19 protein-coding genes are annotated in these 18660 nt (G+C 72.0%); 7 read left to right on the top strand and 12 right to left on the bottom strand.

What is annotated here, in order from left to right; translation table 11 throughout:
- Positions 1 to 32 precede the first annotated feature (32 nt).
- Together OG767_RS06730 and OG767_RS06725 are read left to right on the top strand one after the other, a co-directional pair.
- Complete coding sequence (locus OG767_RS06730; RefSeq protein WP_405092631.1) at positions 33 to 800, top strand: SDR family oxidoreductase; 768 nt, start codon at positions 33 to 35, stop codon at positions 798 to 800.
- Positions 801 to 876: 76 nt separating this feature from the next.
- Complete coding sequence (locus OG767_RS06725) at positions 877 to 1443, top strand: snapalysin family zinc-dependent metalloprotease (RefSeq protein ID WP_405092630.1); 567 nt, start codon at positions 877 to 879, stop codon at positions 1441 to 1443.
- 27 nt (positions 1444 to 1470) lie between these two features.
- Here the strand turns inward: OG767_RS06725 and OG767_RS06720 are convergent, their stop codons facing one another.
- From OG767_RS06720 to OG767_RS06700, 5 genes are all read right to left on the bottom strand, one after another.
- A complete protein-coding gene (locus OG767_RS06720; protein WP_405092629.1) occupies positions 1471 to 2514 on the bottom strand; it encodes a hypothetical protein in 1044 nt (347 codons plus the stop codon).
- A complete protein-coding gene (locus OG767_RS06715; RefSeq protein ID WP_405092628.1) occupies positions 2511 to 3863 on the bottom strand; it encodes a hypothetical protein in 1353 nt (450 codons plus the stop codon). Before OG767_RS06715 ends, OG767_RS06720 begins: the two co-directional genes overlap by 4 nt.
- Complete coding sequence (locus OG767_RS06710) at positions 3860 to 4168, bottom strand: DUF6403 family protein (RefSeq protein WP_281936219.1); 309 nt, start codon at positions 4166 to 4168, stop codon at positions 3860 to 3862. The genes OG767_RS06715 and OG767_RS06710 overlap by 4 nt, the downstream gene beginning before the upstream one ends.
- A 56-nt stretch (positions 4169 to 4224) precedes the next feature.
- Entirely contained in the window at positions 4225 to 4440 is a 216-nt protein-coding gene (locus tag OG767_RS06705; protein ID WP_281936221.1) for a hypothetical protein, read from the bottom strand.
- A gap of 104 nt (positions 4441 to 4544) precedes the next feature.
- Positions 4545 to 5825, bottom strand: a complete 1281-nt coding sequence (locus tag OG767_RS06700; RefSeq protein WP_405092627.1) for an AAA family ATPase — start codon at positions 5823 to 5825, stop codon at positions 4545 to 4547.
- Between the two features lie 166 nt (positions 5826 to 5991).
- Between OG767_RS06700 and OG767_RS06695 the strand changes: the two genes are divergently transcribed.
- Together OG767_RS06695 and OG767_RS06690 are read left to right on the top strand one after the other, a co-directional pair.
- The gene (locus OG767_RS06695; protein ID WP_405092626.1) at positions 5992 to 8205 is read left to right on the top strand and encodes a choice-of-anchor J domain-containing protein; all 2214 of its coding nucleotides are present in this window, start codon (positions 5992 to 5994) and stop codon (positions 8203 to 8205) included.
- 94 nt (positions 8206 to 8299) lie between these two features.
- The gene (locus tag OG767_RS06690; RefSeq protein WP_405092625.1) at positions 8300 to 8845 is read left to right on the top strand and encodes a flavoprotein; all 546 of its coding nucleotides are present in this window, start codon (positions 8300 to 8302) and stop codon (positions 8843 to 8845) included.
- Here the strand turns inward: OG767_RS06690 and OG767_RS06685 are convergent.
- From OG767_RS06685 to OG767_RS06665, 5 genes are all read right to left on the bottom strand, one after another.
- The gene (locus tag OG767_RS06685; protein ID WP_405092624.1) at positions 8820 to 9590 is read right to left on the bottom strand and encodes a DUF6082 family protein; all 771 of its coding nucleotides are present in this window, start codon (positions 9588 to 9590) and stop codon (positions 8820 to 8822) included. The two genes, OG767_RS06690 and OG767_RS06685, sit on opposite strands and share 26 nt — an antisense overlap.
- Before the next feature lie 34 nt (positions 9591 to 9624).
- Positions 9625 to 10239 carry a DUF6879 family protein gene (locus tag OG767_RS06680; RefSeq protein ID WP_405092623.1) on the bottom strand — a complete coding sequence of 205 codons (615 nt, stop codon included), beginning with the start codon at positions 10237 to 10239 and terminating at the stop codon, positions 9625 to 9627.
- Entirely contained in the window at positions 10232 to 10501 is a 270-nt protein-coding gene (locus OG767_RS06675) for a hypothetical protein (protein ID WP_281943850.1), read from the bottom strand. Before OG767_RS06675 ends, OG767_RS06680 begins: the two co-directional genes overlap by 8 nt.
- 96 nt (positions 10502 to 10597) lie before the next feature.
- A complete protein-coding gene (locus OG767_RS06670) occupies positions 10598 to 10978 on the bottom strand; it encodes a hypothetical protein (RefSeq protein ID WP_405092622.1) in 381 nt (126 codons plus the stop codon).
- A gap of 53 nt (positions 10979 to 11031) precedes the next feature.
- Positions 11032 to 11955 carry an S-4TM family putative pore-forming effector gene (locus OG767_RS06665; RefSeq protein WP_405092621.1) on the bottom strand — a complete coding sequence of 308 codons (924 nt, stop codon included), beginning with the start codon at positions 11953 to 11955 and terminating at the stop codon, positions 11032 to 11034.
- Positions 11956 to 12128: 173 nt separating this feature from the next.
- On the opposite strand from OG767_RS06665, the gene OG767_RS06660 reads away from it, so the two are divergent.
- On the top strand, positions 12129 to 14249 hold the full coding sequence (locus OG767_RS06660; RefSeq protein ID WP_405092620.1) for a hypothetical protein: 2121 nt from the start codon (positions 12129 to 12131) through the stop codon (positions 14247 to 14249).
- Here the strand turns inward: OG767_RS06660 and OG767_RS06655 are convergent.
- Together OG767_RS06655 and OG767_RS06650 are read right to left on the bottom strand one after the other, a co-directional pair.
- Positions 14246 to 14740, bottom strand: coding sequence for a hypothetical protein (locus tag OG767_RS06655; RefSeq protein ID WP_405092619.1), 495 nt, complete (start codon positions 14738 to 14740; stop codon positions 14246 to 14248). The genes OG767_RS06660 and OG767_RS06655 overlap by 4 nt on opposite strands.
- Positions 14741 to 14942: 202 nt before the next feature.
- Positions 14943 to 15929 carry an FAD-binding oxidoreductase gene (locus tag OG767_RS06650; RefSeq protein ID WP_405092618.1) on the bottom strand — a complete coding sequence of 329 codons (987 nt, stop codon included), beginning with the start codon at positions 15927 to 15929 and terminating at the stop codon, positions 14943 to 14945.
- A 432-nt stretch (positions 15930 to 16361) separates the two neighbouring features.
- Between OG767_RS06650 and OG767_RS06645 the strand changes: the two genes are divergently transcribed.
- Together OG767_RS06645 and OG767_RS06640 are read left to right on the top strand one after the other, a co-directional pair.
- Positions 16362 to 17687 (top strand): helix-turn-helix domain-containing protein, encoded by a 1326-nt coding sequence (locus OG767_RS06645; protein WP_405092617.1) that lies wholly within the window; start codon positions 16362 to 16364, stop codon positions 17685 to 17687.
- On the top strand, positions 17684 to 18583 hold the full coding sequence (locus OG767_RS06640) for a phosphotransferase enzyme family protein (RefSeq protein WP_405092616.1): 900 nt from the start codon (positions 17684 to 17686) through the stop codon (positions 18581 to 18583). The genes OG767_RS06645 and OG767_RS06640 overlap by 4 nt, the downstream gene beginning before the upstream one ends.
- Positions 18584 to 18660 lie beyond the last annotated feature (77 nt).

Raw genomic sequence — 18660 nt, 5'->3', positions numbered from 1 at the left:
CCCGGCAACCACGGGCCGGCCATGCTGGCGGCATGGACATCTCCGGGAACACCATCTTCATTCCGGGCGCCACCAGCGGGATCGGCCTGGCGCTGGCGCTCGCCCTGCGGGACCGGGGCAACACGGTGATCGTCGGTGGCCGGCGTACCGAGCTGCTCGACGAGATCGCCGCGACCCACCCGGGCCTGGACACCGTGCCGATCGACACGACCGACCCGGCGAGCGTCACGGCGGCGGCGAAGACGGTGCTGGCCCGGCACCCGGAGCTCAACGTCGTGGTGGCCATGGCCGGCGTGATGCGGATCGAGGACTGGCGCTCACCCGAGACGTTCCTCGCCTCGGCCGAGGAGGTGATCACCACCAACGTGCTCGGCCCGATCCGGCTGATCGGCGCGTTCGTCGAGCATCTGCGGCAGCGCGGGGACGCCACCATCGTCACCGTCTCGTCCGGCCTGGCGTTCGTGCCGCTGCGGGTCACCCCGAGCTACAACGCGTCCAAGGCCGCGATCCACATGCTCAGCGAGTCGATCCGGCTCCAGCTCGCCGAGACCGGCGTACGGGTGGTGGAGCTGGTGCCGCCGGCGGTGCGGACCGGGCTGCTGCCCGGACAGGAGAGCAGCGAGTTCGCCATGCCGCTGGACGAGTTCGTGGCCGAGGTGGTGACGTTGCTGGAGGCGCAACAGGACGCCACGGAGATCCAGGTCGAGCGCGTGAAGTTCCTCCGGCACGCGGCGGCGCGTGGCGAGTACGACCGGGTGGTCGCCGAGCTGAACGCGGCCGATCCGCACGCCGCCACCTGACAGACCTTGATATCGATCGATAAATATCTATAGGCTGTCGGCGTCCGCACACCCCCCATCCCCAGGAGTGTGAACCATGCGTACGCCGAAGCTGTCCCGGATCCTCGCCACCCTCGCGGCCGTGACGCTGACGGCGCTGGGCGCGGTCGCCGTCAACCCGGCACCGGCCTCCGCCGCGGTCCGCAACGTCTGCTACAACACCAGCCAGGCCGGCCCGTTCGCCAGCACGGCGGTGCAGGCGGCGTCGATCTGGAACAACTACACCAACAACATCAACATGGCCCAGTGCGGGTCGAACCTGATGATCTACTACACCTACGGCGGCGGGTCGTACGCCCAGCGCACCAGCCTCGGCAACGGTCGCGTGGTCATCGACTACTACCAGGCCCAGCAGTACTCGCCGCTGCGCATCATGACGCACGAGATCGGCCACATCCTCGGCCTGCCGGACAACTACAACGGCAACTGCGCCATCCTGATGTCCGGCGGCAGCGCCGGCACCAGCTGCACCAACCCGTACCCCAGCTCCACCGAGGCCGCCCGGGTCGACTCGCTGTTCGGCTTCGCCGCCCGCAGCGCCACGCCCGCCCAGATCTTCAGCGACAGCTGGCCGGCCGCCACGGTGGTCGCCGCCGGGCGCTGACGACGCTCCGGGGACGGGGTCGGCGGGTCACCGCCGGCCCCGTCCGCGCGTCCGCGTCGACTCCGGCGCGGACACCGCCGCGTCGTCCGCCAGCTCCGCCGCCCGCCGGCTCAGCTCGTCCACCCGCTCCCGCAGCCGGCCCACCGCCGGATCCCCGGCGTCCGATCCGGACACCTCGTCGAGCAGCCCGACGTAGTCGCCGGCCAGCCGCCGGTACGCCGACCCGCCCGGCCCGCCGGCCCGGTCCAGGTCGATGATCTGCTGGGCGAGCACGGCGGTCGCCGCGCCCAACGCGGCCCGCTCGTCGGCGCGCGCGTCCCGCCCGGCCCGCCGCGCGTCGGCCAGCCGGCCGGCCCGCCGGCCACCCAACCAGAGCACCGCCGCGCCGGCCACCACGCCGCCGAGCGCACCGCCGGCCAGCAGGTAGCGGGGCAGCGACGGGCTGATGGTCCGAGCGCCGTCCGGCACCAGGCCGGTGCGGACCAGCCGGTCGTAGTTGAGCACGATCACCTTCAGCGCCTCGACCGGCCGGTCCACGAACGCGTCCGCGCCCTGGCCGATCACGGTCTCCACCACCACGGACCGGCCGACGTCGCGCGGACTGTCACCGCCGAGGCGGGAACAGCCGTACGTGTCCCAGTCGTCGCCGTCCCGGCTCATCGCCAGCACCAGCGTGCCCTGGGTGGCCCGTTCGGTGTCGTCGCACGCCCCGGCCAGGTCGGTGCCGGGCCGCATCATCAGCACCACCAGCCGGCGGTTGCCGATGACCCGTTCGGCGGCGGCCCGGTCCAGCTCCACGCCGGGCGCCGCGTAGACCGACGAGGCACGTACCTGCCGGGCGGCCGGCCCGTCGAACAGGCCGCCGGTCCACAGCGCCCAGCCGGCCAGCACCAGGCAGGCCAGCACCGCCCGGCCGAACGCGGTCCCGACCAGCCGGCCCAGCAGCCGACGCACGATGCCCACCGGCCGACGCGCGGTCCCGGACTGCCGACGCGCGGTCCCGGCCCGCCGGCGCTCGGTCCCGGACTGCCGACGCGCGGTGCCGGCCCGCCGATGCTCGGTACCGGTCACGACAGCCTCCCGCGCAGGTAGACGTCCGGCCGGTAGCCGGGCATCCGCACGTCCCGGGCCACGCCGTCCAGCTCGGCCGCCGCGTCCGCCAGCAGGCCGCGTACGTGCCGGTCCGGCAGCCCGTCGTCGAGCGCGTACCGGGCGGCGCGCAGCCGGCCGACGCCCCGCACCAGCGCCGGGTCGCTGCGCGCGTCGGTGAGCAGGGACAGCTCCACGGCCAGCGCGGAGAGCCCGGCCAGCCGCGCCGGCGTGCCGCCCGGCCCGACGTCGTCCGGCCGGCCCCGGCCGGCGCCGCGCACGGTGCGGATCGACAGCACCACGAAGCCGGCCACGCAGCCGGCGAAGAGCCACGGCAGCGCCGGCAACGCCACCCGCAGCGGGTCGAACGGCCGGTACGGCAGCGGCCTGTCGAACAGCCCCGCGTACCGCACGTCGGTGACCCGGGCCAGGTACGCGCCGAGCACGTTGAGCTGCGGATAGGCGTAGCGGCTGAGCCGGCCCCCGTACTGCGCGTAGAAGCTGGCGCCGGCCACCTCGGCGAAGTCCGCCGCGCCCGGACCGTGGTACTCGATCCAGCCGCCGTACATCACCACCACCGGCCGGTCCGGGGCGAGCCGGTGCAACGCCGGCCCGTACGCCGGCAGCGGCGCCCCGTACGGCTGGGCCGGCAGCACCACGAACCAGGCCCCGTCCGGGAACGCGTCCCCGGCGGTCCGTTCCGGCAGCCGGGGCAGCGTGGCACCGGACCCGACGTACCGGCCGGTGGCCCGCAGCGCGGCGGTCACCGGGGCCAACTCGGCGGTGGTCGGCTCCCGCCAGCGCAGGTCGTCGCGGTCCGGCGGGGACGGCTGCTTGCGGAGCCCGGCGAGCAGCGCGAGCACCTGCCCGGTGACGTCACCGGTGGCGAACTGCGCCCGCCAGCCCGGCAGGTCGTCCGCCGTGGCCACGTAGAACCCGCCGCTGACCTCGGTGCCGACGATCCGGATCGCGGCGTTCTCGACGTCCTTGACCCGCCGGCGTTCCGCCTCGTCCAGCCCCGGCGGGGCGACCAGGATGCGGGTGTCGTCACCGCCGATGGCGGCCCGGACGCGGGCGGTGTCCCAGCGCGCGGTCGCGCCGGGCAGGCGTACCACCGGATCGGCCGCGACCAGCGCGGTCATCTCCGCCACCGAGGGAACGGTCGCGTCGCTCAACTCCCCGGCGGCACCCTCCTCCGGCAGCGAGGCGGACGACGGCGAACGCCCGTAGCTGACGTCGACGCTCTGCCGCTGCGCCACCAGGAACACCGCCAGCACCGCCGCCGCCACGGCCAGCAGGGACCAGCGCAGCAGCTCCCGGCGTACCCTCATCGGCCGGCCCGCCACAGCTCGTCGGCGCGACGCGCGTGCGCGGTCGCCTCCCGGGCCGCGTCCGCGCCGCCGTCGCGCGCGGCGGCGAGCAGTTCGGCGCGGGCCAGCAACCGGTCCGCCTCGGGCACCGGCGTGGTGGCCGCGTCCCGGCTGACGGCGGCGTCGTGGATCGCCGCCCGCGCCGACGACCAGGCGACCCGCCGGCCCCGGTCGCGCTCGCGGCGCCGGGGCAGCACCGTGGCGAGGAACCCGGCGGCCACCGCCACCAGGGCCCCGCCCAGCCAGGGCAGCACGCTCAAGGTCATGATCCCTGTCTAACGCACCACCGCCAGCCGCGCGCGTCGAGGTGCGACCCGCCGGCCTACGACGACGAGTAGCCCTCCTGGAAGCCCTCCATGAACGCCCCGGCGAACCCGGAGACCACGCACCCGGCACAGCAGAGGATCACCAGCAGCGCCGGCACCGCGACCCAGAGGACCGTCGTCCAGTTGATCCCGTCCTCCTCCGGCTGCGGCGGGTACTGCGGCGGGTAGTACGGCTGGTACGGATCCGGCTGATAAGGGTCGTGAGGATGCACCCGGCCATCCTGCCCACCACCCACGGTTGTCGGAAGATCCGAACGGACCGCCCGGCCGGCCCGCCCGTCGCTTCCGACCCGTGCGCGTACCCAGGTGCGCGTACTCAGGCCCGGTGCGCGTCGAGGTGGGTGAGCACGGTCTGGTTGGCCTCCCACCCGTCCGGGAACTTCACCGGCACGTCCAGGTGCACCCGCTCGGTCGACGGATACGCGTCGAGCAGCTCGCCGATGCCGGCCCGGGCCACCACCACGCAGGCGTGCCGGTGCCGGGACGCCAGCACGCACAGCCGCCCCGACTCCAGGTGGAACGCGGTCGCGTCGCGCCGGCCGGAGAGCGGGTGCAGCACGATCGTCACGTCGTACTCCCGGCCCTGGAGCCGGTTGGCGGTGTCCACCGTGACGCCCGCGCCGGCCGTACCCAGCCGGGACCGGATGGCCGCGACCTGGTCGCGGTGCGCGGCGCCGACGGCGATCCGGTCCGCGGTCACCGGCGCGCCGCCCGGCGCCGCCTCGCTGATCGCGACCGCGCCGCGTGCCAGCACCCGCAGCGCCAGCTCCGCGCAGGCCGTGGCGGCCTCGGCGTCGGTACGCACGGTGTGTCGCGCCGGCAGCTCGTGCAACGCCCAGCCGGTCGCGGCGGCCAGCTCGACCGAGGCGTCGTAGGCGTCACCCGGACCGGCCCCGGTGAACGTCAGCGCCCGGTCGGCCGGGCCGGTGCCGGCCCGGAACCCGGTGAACGGGTAGAACGCGGCGGACACCACGGGCGCGGCGGAGGCCGGCAGCCGCCACGACACCGGCAGCCGGTGCACCGGCAGGTCCGGGTTGTGCCGCAGCAGCGTGGCCACCGCCGACTGCATCGGGTCCCAGGTCAGGCCGGTCCAGCGGGCGGTCTCGACGGCGGAGAACGGGTCGAGCTGCCCGGGGTCGCCGACGAACAGCGCCCGCTCGAACCGGCCGGCCACGCGCAGCAGCGCGTCCGCCCGCATCTGGTACGCCTCGTCCACGATCGCCCACGGCCAGGAACCCTCGGGCACGGTGGCCCACTTGGCCGCCGTACCGATGGTGACGGCCGGGCCGCCGAGGTCGGCGACCTTCGCCGCGACCCGGACCGTCCCGTGGCCGGTGACCCGCTCGCTGGGCCGGTAGTCGGTCGCGGAGAGCCGGCCGATCCGCAGCTCGGGCGCCCGCCGGGCGAGCCGGTCGATGAGGTCGTCGACCTGCTCGTTGGTCTGCGCCACGATCATCAGCGGGTCCCCGGTGACGGCCAGCTCGGCGGCCGCGCGCACCACGAGCGTGCTCTTGCCCGCCCCCGGCGGCGAGTCGACGACGACGCCCCGGTGCGCGCCCTCGCGCACGTCACGCAGCACACTCTCCACGACCTGCAAGGCGGGGCCCCTTCTTAACGCATCCGGTAGAGGCGGGGCCCCTTCTTAACACGTTCGACTGGTTGCCAAAGGCAACAGTGTGGCGTACGAACGACGTGAATGTCTCTCCGGCGCACGCGACGGTGACCCCGTCGGCCGGATTCCGCACACCCGACAAGGAGGGCCAATGGCACGCAGCCGGATCGCCGGTACCGCAGCCATCGCACTCGTCCTACCGTTCCTCGGCGTCCTGCCCGCGACGGCCGCATCCGCCGCACCGGCCAAGGCGAAGGCCAAGCCGGTCGTCGACGACACCCGTGAGCTGACCCGCAAGGACTTCACGCTCGACGGCAAGCCGGTCAAGACCCCGGCCCGCTACCAGAAGCGCGCCCAGGCCCGCGCGAAGGCCGCCGCGGCGCCGACCCCGCCGGTCGGCACCGTCCGGCAGTGGCTCGGCATGGACGACTTCCAGGGCAGCTACTACCGCAAGGACTACACGCTGCGCGGCGTCGGCGACAACGTCGAGGTGTGGGTCGCCAACGACATCGCGTTCCCGGCCGACGACTGCCGCAACCAGATCCCCACGTCGACGCAGATCACCGACGCGCAGGTGCAGAGCTTCGTGCACGAGTTCGACACGAACATGTACCCGAAGGAGACGGTGGCGTTCAGCCGGCCGCCGGACCGCGACGGCAGCAACGCCCAGATCCCGCCGGACGCCCAGGGCAACGGCGGCGACTACACCGGCGGCGGCAACAAGACGGTCACCCTGATCGACAACGTCCGGGACGACAACTACTACGACTTCCCGGCCGCGCCGACCTACATCGCCGGCTTCTTCTCGGCGCAGCTCAACGAGCTGTTCGACCGGAACGTGATGACCGTCGACGCGTTCGACTGGCTGCACCGCACCGGCGCGAACCCGCCGGACGAGCCGACCGACGACCTGTGCACCAGCCGCCCGGCCCGCCCGTTCAGCTACGAGGGCACGTTCGCGCACGAGTGGCAGCACCTGGCGCACTACTACAGCGACCCGTTCGAGACCACCTGGATGAACGAGGGCCTGTCCGACTTCGCCCAGACGCTCACCGGGTACGTGGACACGAAGGCCACCGTCTTCGACCGGGGCGCGGACAGCCACCTCTACTGCCAGCAGGGCTTCGGCACGGTGCAGACGCCGTACAACGCGAACCCGCGCGACTGCGGCGGCCCGGAGAACTCGCTGAACCTGTGGGGCGAGAGCCCGAACCCGAACGCGGTGCTCGCCGACTACGGCAACGCGTACGCGTTCATCCAGTTCCTGTACGACCGCTACGGCAACGACATCGTGCACCGGCTGCACAACGACGCCGACCTGCAGGGGCTGGCCAGCCTGGACGCCGCGCTCAAGGCCGAGGGCGCGAAGAACATGTACCAGGTGATCCACGACTACCAGACCATGACGCTGGTCGACAAGATCGTCGGGGAGTCGCGCACGGGCATCATGCTCGGCGTACCGAAGAGCCGGGTGACCACGAAGAGCCTGCGCTCCACCGTCAACCTGGCCAACCCGGCCGCGTACGCCACGCCCGGCGCGGCGCCCAACGGCGCCGACTACGTCCCGCTGGCCAAGGCCGACGGCACCGTGCTGCGCGGCCGTGACCTGCGGTCGCTGTCGTTCCAGGGCGCGAAGACGCTGCCGGCGCTGCCGCTGGCCTGGACCGTGGTGACGAACGACCCGGACCGCGCCGGCAACCCGGTGCTGTTCTCCGGCAACGCCGACAACACCGACGCCGCCGCGGTCACCCCGGTCACCGTGCCGACCGCCGACCCGACGCTGCGCTTCCTCGCCAAGTACGGCGCGGAGGTCGGCTTCGACTACGGCTACGTGGTGGTCTCCACCGACGGCGGCGCCACCTACACCGCGGTCGCCGGCGACAAGACCACCGACGGTCCGCTCGGCCCGGCGCTCAACGGCACCACCGACGGTTTCGAGCCGCACAGCTTCGACCTGTCCGCGTACGCCGGCAAGAACATCCTGCTCGGCTTCCGCTACGTCAGCGACGGCGGCGTCAACGAGGGCGGCCTGCTCGTCGACGACGTCACGCTCGGCGGCACCACGGTCAGCGACGGCAGCAGCCTCGCCGCGTTCGACTCGCCCACCGAGATCAAGCCGATCGCGGTGCACAACTGGAACGTGCGGCTCATCGGCCTGGACGAGAAGCACTCGCTGGCCTGGCAGTTCGAGTTCAACGGCAAGTCGAGCCTGACGCTCAACCGGGCGCAGCTCGCGCTGCTCGCGCTCTTCCCGAAGGTGGTCGCCGTGGTCGCCTACGACGAGCCCACCGAGCAGGTCCAGCAGTACGCCCCGTACACCCTGAAGGTCAACGGCGTGACCCAGAAAGGCGGGGCCCCCTCTTAACGGATCCGGTATAGGAACGGTCCCCGCTTGACACCTCGCCCCGCCCGAGCACCCGGTGCTCGGGCGGGGCCGTTTCCGGGTAAGACTGACGACCATGAGTGACGCGCCGGTGCTCCACCTCGTCGTCTGCGCCGCTCCCCCGGCCCAGCGGATCGGCGAACTCGCCGAACTGCTGGCCGCCGACGGGTGGCGGGTCTGCCTCATCGCCACCCCGATCGCGGGAAGCTGGCTCGACCGCGACGCGCTCGCCGCGCAGACCGGTCATCCGGTACGCGTGCAGTGGCGCCGCCCCGGCGACCCCGAGCCGCACCCGCCGGCCGACGCCGCCGCGGTCGTGCCGGCCACCTTCAACACGCTGAACAAGTGGGCGGCCGGCGCGAGCGACACGCTGGCGCTTGGCATCCTCAACGAACTGCTCGGCACCGGGCTGCCGATCCACGTCTTCCCCCGGGTCAACGCCGCGCTGGCCGCGCATCCGGCGTACGCGCCGAATCTCCGGCTGCTGCGGGAGGCGGGGGTGGTGGTGCACGACGGCGACGTGCTGCGGTCACCGGACGAGATGACGCCGAGCCGGTGGGCGGTGGTGGTCGACGCGCTGCGCCCGGCCCGCCCCGCTACCGCGAACCCCGACGAGCGGTGAGCCGCCGCAGCAGGTGGTGAGCGGCGAATACCGCTCCCCCACCGAGTACGGCACCTCTGACGAGGTAGACAGCGGGACGGTGCGGCTCCGGCTCGCGCGGCTCCGGCACGGCACGCGCCGCGTCGGCTGCCGGGCCCGACGCGACGGCCATCTGGTAGCGCCGGTCCATGACCAGCGTGAAGCGGCGGGCCCGACGTGACGTCTCGGCCTTCATGCGTGGGCCCCTCGCCTCCGCCCAGAAACGTCGCCCGGCGGCGCCCCTGAAGAACTGGTCGGCAAGCACTTCCAGGTGCGGCTCGCTGAGCGTGTCCACCTCCCACATGAGCTGCCAGTGGGTCACGATCAGATTGCTGTAGACGTGCTTGCGGAACCAGCCGAGGTCCGTCGACTCCTCGATCGGGCCCCAGCACTCCAGCAGTCCGGGATCGTCGATGGCCATCTTGAGCAGGTCGGTGTGCAACGCGCGGAGCGCCTGCTCCCGAGCTGCCTTGGCCTCCCGCGCCTGCACGATCAGGGAGACGACCACGCCAATCAGCGCAAGGGCGGCGAGAATGGCGGAGGCAGCCCCGTACGCCTGTCCGACGTTGCCCAGCAGGGGCCAGTCGTAGCCGGGACGGTCACCGATCCAGAGCAGCCCGATCGGCGTGAGCAGCACCGCGACGAGAATGACCAGCACGGCGAGTAGCAGCGCGGTTGGCGTCGCCGACCGGCGGGCCAGGCTGGTCACCACGCGCAGTCGGGGCACGCCTGCCTCCAGGGTCGCTGGTGCGGGCAGGCTACTACAGGTGGGCGGTGGAGGGCGTCCGGCCGTCGACCTCCCGACGGAAGAACGACTCGAACGGCTCGGCCTGATCGAGCATCGTCAGAATCTGGGACCGGCAGCCCTCGACGACCTCGGGCTCGACGACCTTGTCCGCGCCGACCGGAAGCCCCGTCTCGTCGTACCGGACGTCGTAGACGGCCCGACTGCCGGCCACCATCAGCTCGGGCACCCGGCCGTGCTCCTGCTCCAATTCCGTAACGGCATCCGCGTCGAGCACGCGGATCTGCTCCCCCGCCTCGGCGCGGAAGCGGAGGAAGTTCAGCTCCCAGATCAGGTACGGCGTAAGCGGAAGCTCCACGATCCGCAGGCGGTGCAGACCGGAGCCCTGTTCGCCGAGGCGGGCGAAGAACTGGGCCAGGTCGGAATTGGGCTGAGCGGCGATCCGCAGTGCTTCATTCCATCGACCGGCCGCGAACGCCTCCCAGCTGGGGCTGCCCGGCTCACGGAACGTCTGGGCCCGCTCGGTCTTGAGGATCACCCCGTCCACGGTCTCCACCGTGGCGTAGAAGTCGGCCTCGTACTCAGTCAGACTCAGTTGTCGGGCGGACGCCGTCCGCAGCAGGTCACGCATCCGGGATGTCCGGCTTGGCGGCCCGGATCATGCTGCGCGGAATGACGACCAGCCGCTCGTCGGGACCGACGCTGACACCCTCCGGCAGGCGTCCGTCGTACGCGGTGGTGAGGTCGCGGCCGATGACGGCCACGTCACCGTTGGAGAGTTCCCAGATGTCGGGGCAGGTGGTCGTGCCGCCGCTCTCGCCCAGTTCGGCGGCGGATCGTCCGAGGCGACGGGCGAACGTGGCAGCAGGTTCCGCTTCCCATCGACCAACCATCATCAACTCCTCAGAGTCACGAATCGAGCACTCAGAATAGCCAGCGTGAAATCGGTGGCGCCTTCGAGTTTCGCGAACTGAAGTGAATCTCCAACATCAGCGGGGGCGGGGCACCTGACGGTTGAAACGGGGACGCAGCGCCAGGACCAGCGCTTCCTTCGTACCCTCGGGGTTGTCGGTCTCATGCCAGCGGACCTCGCACCGCCCCAGCCACCCGGCGATGTCGTCGCGGGTCGCGACGCGGCCCGGTGTGTCGAGGAGCTGGCCGACCTGCTCGTGCAGCACCGACGAGTCACGGTTGCCGGTGAGGTGCTGCCGCAGCCGGGCGCGCAGGTTGCCGGTGCGGCCGACGTAGGCGACCACGCCGCCGTCGAGCACCAGGTGCACGCCGGGTGCGGCGGGCGCGTCGGCGACGACATCCTTCGTGTACGCCCGGGCCGGCGTGAACCCGGCCAGCGGGTCTTCGGTGTGCGGCACCGGAGGAGGGTACCGACGTCGGGCGCTCCGCGCGGCCCCGCGCGGCACCGTGCTCAGCCGTCGAGTCGGGTCGCCGGGGCTGGCGCGTGCAGCACCTGGCCGAGACCGACCATCGTGGACTGGAAGTCGACCCGGTCGGCGGCGTGGAACCGCCGGAAGAACCAGTTCGGCACGCGGGGCTGGGTGCAGCGGCTGTGGAAGAGCAGGTCCTGCACCTGGCGGGCCACGGTGAGCAGGTCACCGGCGTCAGCGGCCGGGTCGCGGACGGCCGAGGCGATGTGGCCCTCGACGATGGTCATGGCCCGGTCGCGTTCGACCGCGATCTCGCGCTGCCCCCGGTAGATCTCGACGCCGAGCAGCAGCGCGCCGAGCGACGGCACGAACCAGGCGAGCAGCAGGTGGGCCACGGTCAGCCCGGCGAAGACGCCGTAGCCGACGCCGACCGCCGTCCAGGTCGCCACCGCGACGAGCACGGTGTACGCGTAGCGGCGGCGCAGCCTGGCGCCCCAGCCGAGGCTCTGCTGCTGGCAGGCGAGGACGTCGTACGGGGCGGGCAGTTCCGGGATCTCGTAGTAGTCGCGCAGGTAGCGCTCGGTGCCCCGGAACGCGCGGTCGAGTCGGCTGATCTCGTGCGCGGCGACCCGGTCGCCGGCCGCCACCGCGTTCCACGGTAGGCGGAACAGGTCGACGTCGAACATCTCCTGGATGGTGGCGGCCCGCCGGAGCTGCCCGCGCGACCAGGTGGCGAGCCCGAGCGCGTTGACCACGGCCCAGAGCGCGCCGAGCGCGGTGACGGCGGTGGCCGACACGCCGGTGAAGGCGACCGTCGCGCCGGCGCCGGCGATCACGACGGAGACCGTGGTGCGCAGCGCGTCGAGGCGTTGGGCGCGGGAGTGGCAGACCGACATGGCCCGCAGCAGCGACATCATGGCCGGGTCGACCTGACGCCTGAGCAGGGAACGCGTCCGGGCCGTCACGCCGCCCTCCCAACTTGTCGAAAAGCACTCTTTCACGCTGATGCGCGAGTTAACAACGGCTTGATCCATAGTCGTGTACTTTGAGTCGACACTCAACCCCTCCAGAAAGCTCAACGACCACGATGGACGAAGGTCTCGACGCCGCGCCGACACGGTTGCGACAGGACCCACGCGTGCGGGCGGCGCTGCGGCGATGGGCAGCGGGCGAAGGTCGCGTCGCCGCCTATCTGCCGCAGGAGGAGCCCCTGCGCGGATACACCGACGCGTACCTCTTCCCGGTCAGCCTGGCGCGGCTCACCGACCAGGGGCGCACCGGGGACCACAAGAAACTGGTCAAGGTACACCCGGCCAACAAGTGCGCTTCGCCGGAATCAGACCGGCACGCCTTGGCGAAGAGGGAGGGCGGCGGCTTTGCCGAACGCCACATGGTCGGGCGGCACGTCGGGTGGCACCCGGTCGGCGACGGTCGTCACCTCTCCTTCCAGGACGTCGCCAACGGCGGTGACCGGGCGGTCCCGATGGACCGGATCGAGGACGACGATCTCCTCGTCGAGACCTATGGCAAGGTGATCAGCGCCCTGCACGAGGACTGGAACCGTCCCGAGGGAGATGACGGACCGTCCACCGGGACCGCCACCGTGCGCGCGTACGCCCGTCGGGAGTTGACGGCGGCGAAGGCGCTGGGGGCGATCCGGCCGGCCGTCGACCGGCACGGGCTCGGCGACCTGGACCGGGACTGGCTGGAGATCGACGGCGAGACGCTGCCGAATCCGTTGCGGCTGGCCGAGCCGGGCGGGCTCTTCGGTGACCTGATCATTCGCTACCTGCAGGGTTTTACCCACGGCGACCTGCACGGCGGCAACGTGCTGATCCCGGAGACCGTCGACGGCCGGCTCCACCCGGGCCGATTCATCCTCGTCGACCTGGAGTCGTACGAGAGCCGCGCCTCGCTGACCCGCGACCCGGTCGTCCTGCTCCTGTCGCTGCTTCTTCCCTCGGTGGCGCCCCGGCGCACTCCGGACGGAGAGTGGCCGTCCGCTCTGCCACGTAAGCAGGCGGACGCTCTCCTGCGATACCTGGTCCGGCCGGACCAGTCCGCACCGAGCCAACTACCACGGGCACTGGCCGATCTCGTGCGGCTCACCCACGAGGCGGGGACGGCGTACGCCGAGCGGAGCGGCTGGCGAGCGGAGTGGCGCACGCAGTACCGGCTGTCGCTGGCCGTCCACGCGCTCGTCGCCACCACCTACGACAACCTGGGGCCGGCGGGCCCGTCATGGTGCCTGCGGCTGGCCGCGTACGCGTTGGACGCCCACCGCGCGGAGCGTGAGCCGACGCTGACGCCGCCGGTCGCCGGGGTCGACGCGCCCCGACCCCCGGACGTGGCCTGGCCGCGGGTCGACGGCCCCGACTACCACCTGCCTCCGGGCCGGGGACACGCGCCGGGTGGGCGGGGGCGGCAGCGGGCCATGATCGGTCGCCGGCGCCGGATCATGGTCTACATCGCTCTCGCTCTGGTCGTGCTCGGCGGCGGCCTCGCGTCGTACGTGGCGGCGGAGGGCGCGTCGGACCGGAATGCCACCCTGCCGGCGTCCCCGTCCACCCGGACCGAGACGCCGCCGACGAGCCGTGGCGACGAGCGTGATCCACCGCCCTTCGCGCCGGCGAGCCCGGGCCGGTACGCGTTCACCTGCCTGCGGGTGTGGTCCCCGGACGACCTCGGGCCCCGCTCGGAACGGCTGGACCGGTTTCGGGAGGAGCGGCTCTGGTGGACGCGGGATCGGGCCGGCCGGCGTACCGTCCAGGCCGTCGACCACGGCCGTCGGTCGCGGGCGAAGGTCTCCCTCTTCGGCCGCAGCGAGCTGACCGGTGTGCCGCCGGCACCGTCGGAGAACGTGACCCGGCTGCGCGAGCAGGTCGCCGAACTGCTGGAGCGGAAACCGCCGGAGCTGCGCAACGCGGCCGGCACGCTGGAACTGGTCGCCGAGATGCACCAGTTCTGGCCCCTCTCCCGGGCGCAGCGGGAAGCCCTGCGGCGGCTGCTCGCCGAGACCGAGGGCATCATCGACGGTGGCAGCTACCCCGACCGTGCCGGCCGGGACGGGCACGCGATCAGCGCCGACAACGGTGAGGGCCAGCGGGAGACGCTCCTCTTCGAGGAGAAGACCGGCCGGTTGCTCAGCCACGAGAAGATCGGCGCTGGCGATGAGACGCTCGCCTACTACCTGTTCGTGGACAGCCGTTGGACCGACACCATCGTCGACAAGCCGTGCGCCGATCCGACCAGCGACTAACAGGGACGGCTGACGTAGTTGGCCCAGTCCCGGTAGGGCTCGGCGTCGGCCCGCACCCGGTTGCCGGCGCCGACGCTGAACAGCGCGGTCTGGTTGTAGTAGAACGTGACCGACCCGCTGGCGAGGTTGTAGTGCGCGGACGCCACCCGGAACTGCCACTGCCAGGTGGCGAGGTTCTGCCGGCCGCAGTCGGACAGCTTGCCCCGGGGGTAGCCGAAGTTCGGGCGGTCGTAGAAGCAGTACCAGCCCAGGGGGCAGTCGGCCGCCGCGTAGGTGCCGGCGGGCGCGCGCAGCGTGACCAGTACCGTGCCGTCGCCGTAGCTGATCTCGTTGGCACCGACCGGCACGCCGCCCGGGTGGGTCGCGAGATAGTCGGTCATCTCGCGGTTCGCCGCGGCGATCCCCGGCGTGGGCAAGCCACCGAGGGGAGCGATCAGGACGCCGCCGAGGACGGCGGCCAACACCATTCGATGCGCGGAAAGAAAAGCCATTCCACAACCCCCGCAGGAAATAGATGAAGCCCTCTCTCAAGTCAGGATATGAAGGCGTCTTCCCTGATCACCAGGCCCTGCCGGGGCGCAACCTGTCGCCATGCCGATACATTTTCCGCGCGGACCCAAGCGGTGGAATTTCCAACGCGGACGCTTTCCTACTGCAGTTGCGGAATGCATTTTCGCGGCCACGCCCCGGCCGTCAGCGCCACCCGAGCGTGGGCAGGTGCAGGCGGTCGGCGGGCACGCCGGCGATGGCGAGCCAGCGACGGGCGGCGGCCAGCATGGCCGGCGGGCCGCACACGTGCACGTGCTGGCCGGCACGGTGGTGGTAGCCGGCCAGGGTGATGGCGGTGCCCCGCTCGGCCGGCTCGGCCTCCGGGTCGTCGGAGAACGTCGGCACGACGGTCAGCCAGTCGTGGGCCTGTTGCAGCTTGTCCAACGCAATCGCGTCGTACAGGTCGGCGAACGTGCGCGCGCCGACGACCAGCGTGACCCGCCGGCCGGCGGGCGCTTCGGCGACCTGCTCGACCAGGGCGCGCAGCGGCGCCAGGCCGGTGCCGCCGGCCACCAGCAGCAAATCGTCGTCCCCGTCGACCAACTCCAGCCCGGAATCGGCCGGCGCGCCGAGGTGAAGCAGCTCGCCGGGGCGTACCTCGTGGACCAGGCTGCCGGAGACGGACCCGCCGGGCACCGCGCGGACATGGAACTCGACGGTGCCGTCCGCGCGCGGCGCGTTCGCCGGCGACAACCACCGCCACCGGCCCGGCCGGCGGGGCGTGCACACCGGCACCGCCTGCCCGACCCGGAACGGCAGGCACCGCGAGGGCCGTACCGTCAGCGCGGCGACCGTGTCGACGTCGCGGACGTGGCCGACCACCTCGGCCGGCCACCAGGCCGGGCCGTCGCTCATCCGCGCGGCGGTCCGCTCCACCAGACGCCAGGCCCGCCGCCAGCACACGCCGGGCGCGGCCAGCAACGCGGCGCCGACCGGCGCCGCGTGCCAGGGCCGCCACCCCAAGCCGCGGTACGCGGACCCGAGCACCCGCAGCGACGCCAGGCGTGCGGCCCGGTCGTCGCGGCCGTCCAGCAGCCGCAGCAGGGAGGCGTGCAGCAGCGCGGCCGTCTCGTGCGACTTCGACTCCTCGTCGGTGGTCGGGGTGCGGCGGTCGGTGGGTGCGACGGACATCGGTGGACGCCTCCGGGGTCGGGTGTCGTGGACGGGGCGCCGGGGCGGGCGGGGTCGGCGGGCAGCCACGAATCGGGGGACGCGGCACCGCCGGAGCCCAGCACCCGCCCCGGGCCATGCGTCGACTGTCGACCTTGACGTCCGATGGCCGTATGTCCTCGTGATCGTCGACGGCATGCACGCCCGGTATGCGATCAGTCACGCTCGCGCTGGGCGGTGGCGGTGGCGGTATGCGTGACATGCATACCGGCACGCCACGAAACGGTTTGAATGGTTACGCTCGATTTCGGACACAGCCACCCGCGCGAAGCGAGGTTGCCGGTGACACACGCGAACTGTCCGCGCTGCGGCGGACGCCTGGCCCGCGACAACGACAGCGGCCGGTGCGCGCCCTGCCAGGCCGCGGAGCGAGATCGGCATAGCGCGCCGCCGGTGGTGCCGGAGTCGTTCTGGGACCACGAGCCGGTGCGGATGGCGCTGGCCGGGCGGCACCTGGGGCGAGTGATCCGGGCCTACCGGTATCACCCGTACCACGGGCGGAGCCCGCTGCCGCAGAGCGTGGTGGCGGGATGGCTGGGGATCACGCAGGCGCAGTTGAGCCGAATCGAGACCGGGCCGGCGCTGGTGCACCTCGACCGGCTGGCGCACTGGGCGTCGTTGCTCCGGATTCCGCCTACACGGCTCTGGTTCGCTACTGGCACGCACTCTCCGGCAGACACCATCGTCACTCCCAACCCCGCAGGGCCAGATCAGGGAAGGCGCGCACTGCTGACCGGCATCGCCGCTGTGGCGACGGGCGCCGGACTGGTCGGAGTAGTCGGAGATGTCAAGCCCCGCAGCATCGGCAATGCGGACGTGGCACGGCTGAACGCCGTACTTGACCTGTACCGATCGGTGGACCGCGAGAGCGGCGGCGGCTTGCTCTGTCGAGAGATCGCCCGGTTCGCCGAGTCGGTGTACCGCATGCTCGACTGGCCGCACCCGGCAGGGCTCGCGCCCCGCCTGGTCGCGGCGGTCGCGGCGGCCCGTCAGTTGGCCGGTTGGACCGCGCTCGACGCGGGCCGACACTTGGACGCCCAGCGGCACTTCGTCGCTGCCGAGCGGGCGGCAATCACCGTTGATGACGCGCCACTGGCCGCACTGATCCGCTACTCCCAGGCCAAGCAGTTGCAGCACCTGCGACACAACCAGGACGCCCTGGCGACCCTGCAACTGGCGCGCGCCCACCTCGGTCAGCGCGCCACGCCGGCCATGAGTGCTCTGCTCTGCGGAGCAGAAGCCGCGTCGGCTGCTGCGCTCGGGAATCATCAGGGCGCGTTGAGGATCCTCGGCCGGGCAAGCGACCATTTCGAGCGCATCGATGCCGAGCGGGAACCACCACAGATGGCGTTCTACGACCGGGGTGAGCTTCTCGCCCAGTACGGTCGCGTCTACCGGGACATCGCTCGGCAATCTGGCACACACGCCGACCGGGCTGTGCAAAGCGTGGAGGACGCTATCGCCGCCCTCGGGCCGGCGAACGTCCGCAGCATGGTGCTCAACGAGGTCGGACTGTGCAGCGCCCTCTTCCTCGCCGGTGAGCCTGAGCGGGCCGTCGTCGTCGGTGCACGTGTGGTCGAGCAGTCCGGTGCGCTGACCTCCCGCCGTGTGACCGACCGAGTCGTCAATCTGCGCCGTGATCTCAAACGGCACCGCCGGCTTCCTGCGGTCGCGGAGTTCGAGCATGCGCTCAAGGCGCGGGCTGCGGCGACGGTATGAGCGGACGCTTCTCCCAAGAGGCGATGACCCGGGCGATGCGCGAGATCGCAACCGGTCTTGGCGTCCCGACCGATGATGCTCAGCTCCTGCGCCTGACCAACAATGCCGTGTTCGCACTGCCACGTTCCGGGATCGTCATCCGGATCGCCCGCACACATCGCCTGAGAGAGCGGGTCACGAAAGTGGTCCAGCTCGCACGGTGGTTCGCCGACATCGACGCGCCGTCGGTCCGCCTAGCGCCCGAGGTCGCGCAACCCGTCGAGGTAGGTGATCTCACTGCATCGGTGTGGACCTACGTCCCCGGAAACGCGTCGGCTCCGACGGTGGAAGACCTGGGTTCAACCTTGCGGTGCTTTCACGCGCTCGACTCGCCGCCGTTCTCGGTCGCTGCCTGGGATCCGATCGGAGATGCCCGTCGACGCCTGGTTGATGCCGACGGGCTGAGCAGCGAGGACCACGACTATCTCATGGCGTGGTGCGACCGTTTGGAGCCTCAGATCGCCGCACTCAGCCAGCGTTCGGAGCGGACGCTCATTCATGGAGACGCCCATGTCGGCAACCTGCTTCGGGAGCCATCTGGAAGGGTCGTCTTCTGCGACTTCGACTCCACCTGCATCGGACCGTGGCAGGTCGACTTGGCGGCGGTCGCAGTCGGCACGGCACGATTTGGGGCTGTCGAGGCGTGTGGCAGGCTGACTAACGCCTACGGCTGCGACATCACCTCCGACAGCGACTGGACGGTTCTGCGGGAGGCACGCGAGCTTAAGATGATCGCAGCTGCGGCCCCTCTTCTCGCTAGTTCCTCAGCAGTAGCGGATGAGTTCGCCGTCCGGATGCGCTCCATAGAGCAAGTGGATTCCACTAGGCGCTGGACGCCATTTGCTGACCTGACCTAGGCTACGGAACGAGGCAAGGTGATACCTTCGAGCGGTGCCGCGTGGGGCTCGACCGATACCGCACACGGCTGAATTCT

It is taken from the genome of Micromonospora sp. NBC_01392 (genome assembly GCF_045040125.1).
Lineage (GTDB): Bacteria > Actinomycetota > Actinomycetes > Mycobacteriales > Micromonosporaceae > Micromonospora.
Note: the sequence above shows the minus strand (reverse complement) of the source record. Positions and strands in the feature narration are given on the sequence as shown.

What these genes read in the sequence shown, in the direction of transcription:
- OG767_RS06730 (WP_405092631.1), top strand. Translation starts at nt 33, where the DNA reads ATGGACATCTCCGGGAACACCATCTTCATTCCGGGCGCCACCAGCGGG.
- OG767_RS06715 (WP_405092628.1), bottom strand. Translation starts at nt 3,863, where the DNA reads ATGAGGGTACGCCGGGAGCTGCTGCGCTGGTCCCTGCTGGCCGTGGCG.
- OG767_RS06675 (WP_281943850.1), bottom strand. Translation starts at nt 10,501, where the DNA reads ATGGTTGGTCGATGGGAAGCGGAACCTGCTGCCACGTTCGCCCGTCGC.
- OG767_RS06725 (WP_405092630.1), top strand. Translation starts at nt 877, where the DNA reads ATGCGTACGCCGAAGCTGTCCCGGATCCTCGCCACCCTCGCGGCCGTG.
- OG767_RS06650 (WP_405092618.1), bottom strand. Translation starts at nt 15,929, where the DNA reads ATGTCCGTCGCACCCACCGACCGCCGCACCCCGACCACCGACGAGGAG.
- OG767_RS06655 (WP_405092619.1), bottom strand. Translation starts at nt 14,740, where the DNA reads ATGGCTTTTCTTTCCGCGCATCGAATGGTGTTGGCCGCCGTCCTCGGC.
- OG767_RS06680 (WP_405092623.1), bottom strand. Translation starts at nt 10,239, where the DNA reads ATGCGTGACCTGCTGCGGACGGCGTCCGCCCGACAACTGAGTCTGACT.
- OG767_RS06690 (WP_405092625.1), top strand. Translation starts at nt 8,300, where the DNA reads ATGAGTGACGCGCCGGTGCTCCACCTCGTCGTCTGCGCCGCTCCCCCG.
- OG767_RS06695 (WP_405092626.1), top strand. Translation starts at nt 5,992, where the DNA reads ATGGCACGCAGCCGGATCGCCGGTACCGCAGCCATCGCACTCGTCCTA.
- OG767_RS06710 (WP_281936219.1), bottom strand. Translation starts at nt 4,168, where the DNA reads ATGACCTTGAGCGTGCTGCCCTGGCTGGGCGGGGCCCTGGTGGCGGTG.
- OG767_RS06640 (WP_405092616.1), top strand. Translation starts at nt 17,684, where the DNA reads ATGAGCGGACGCTTCTCCCAAGAGGCGATGACCCGGGCGATGCGCGAG.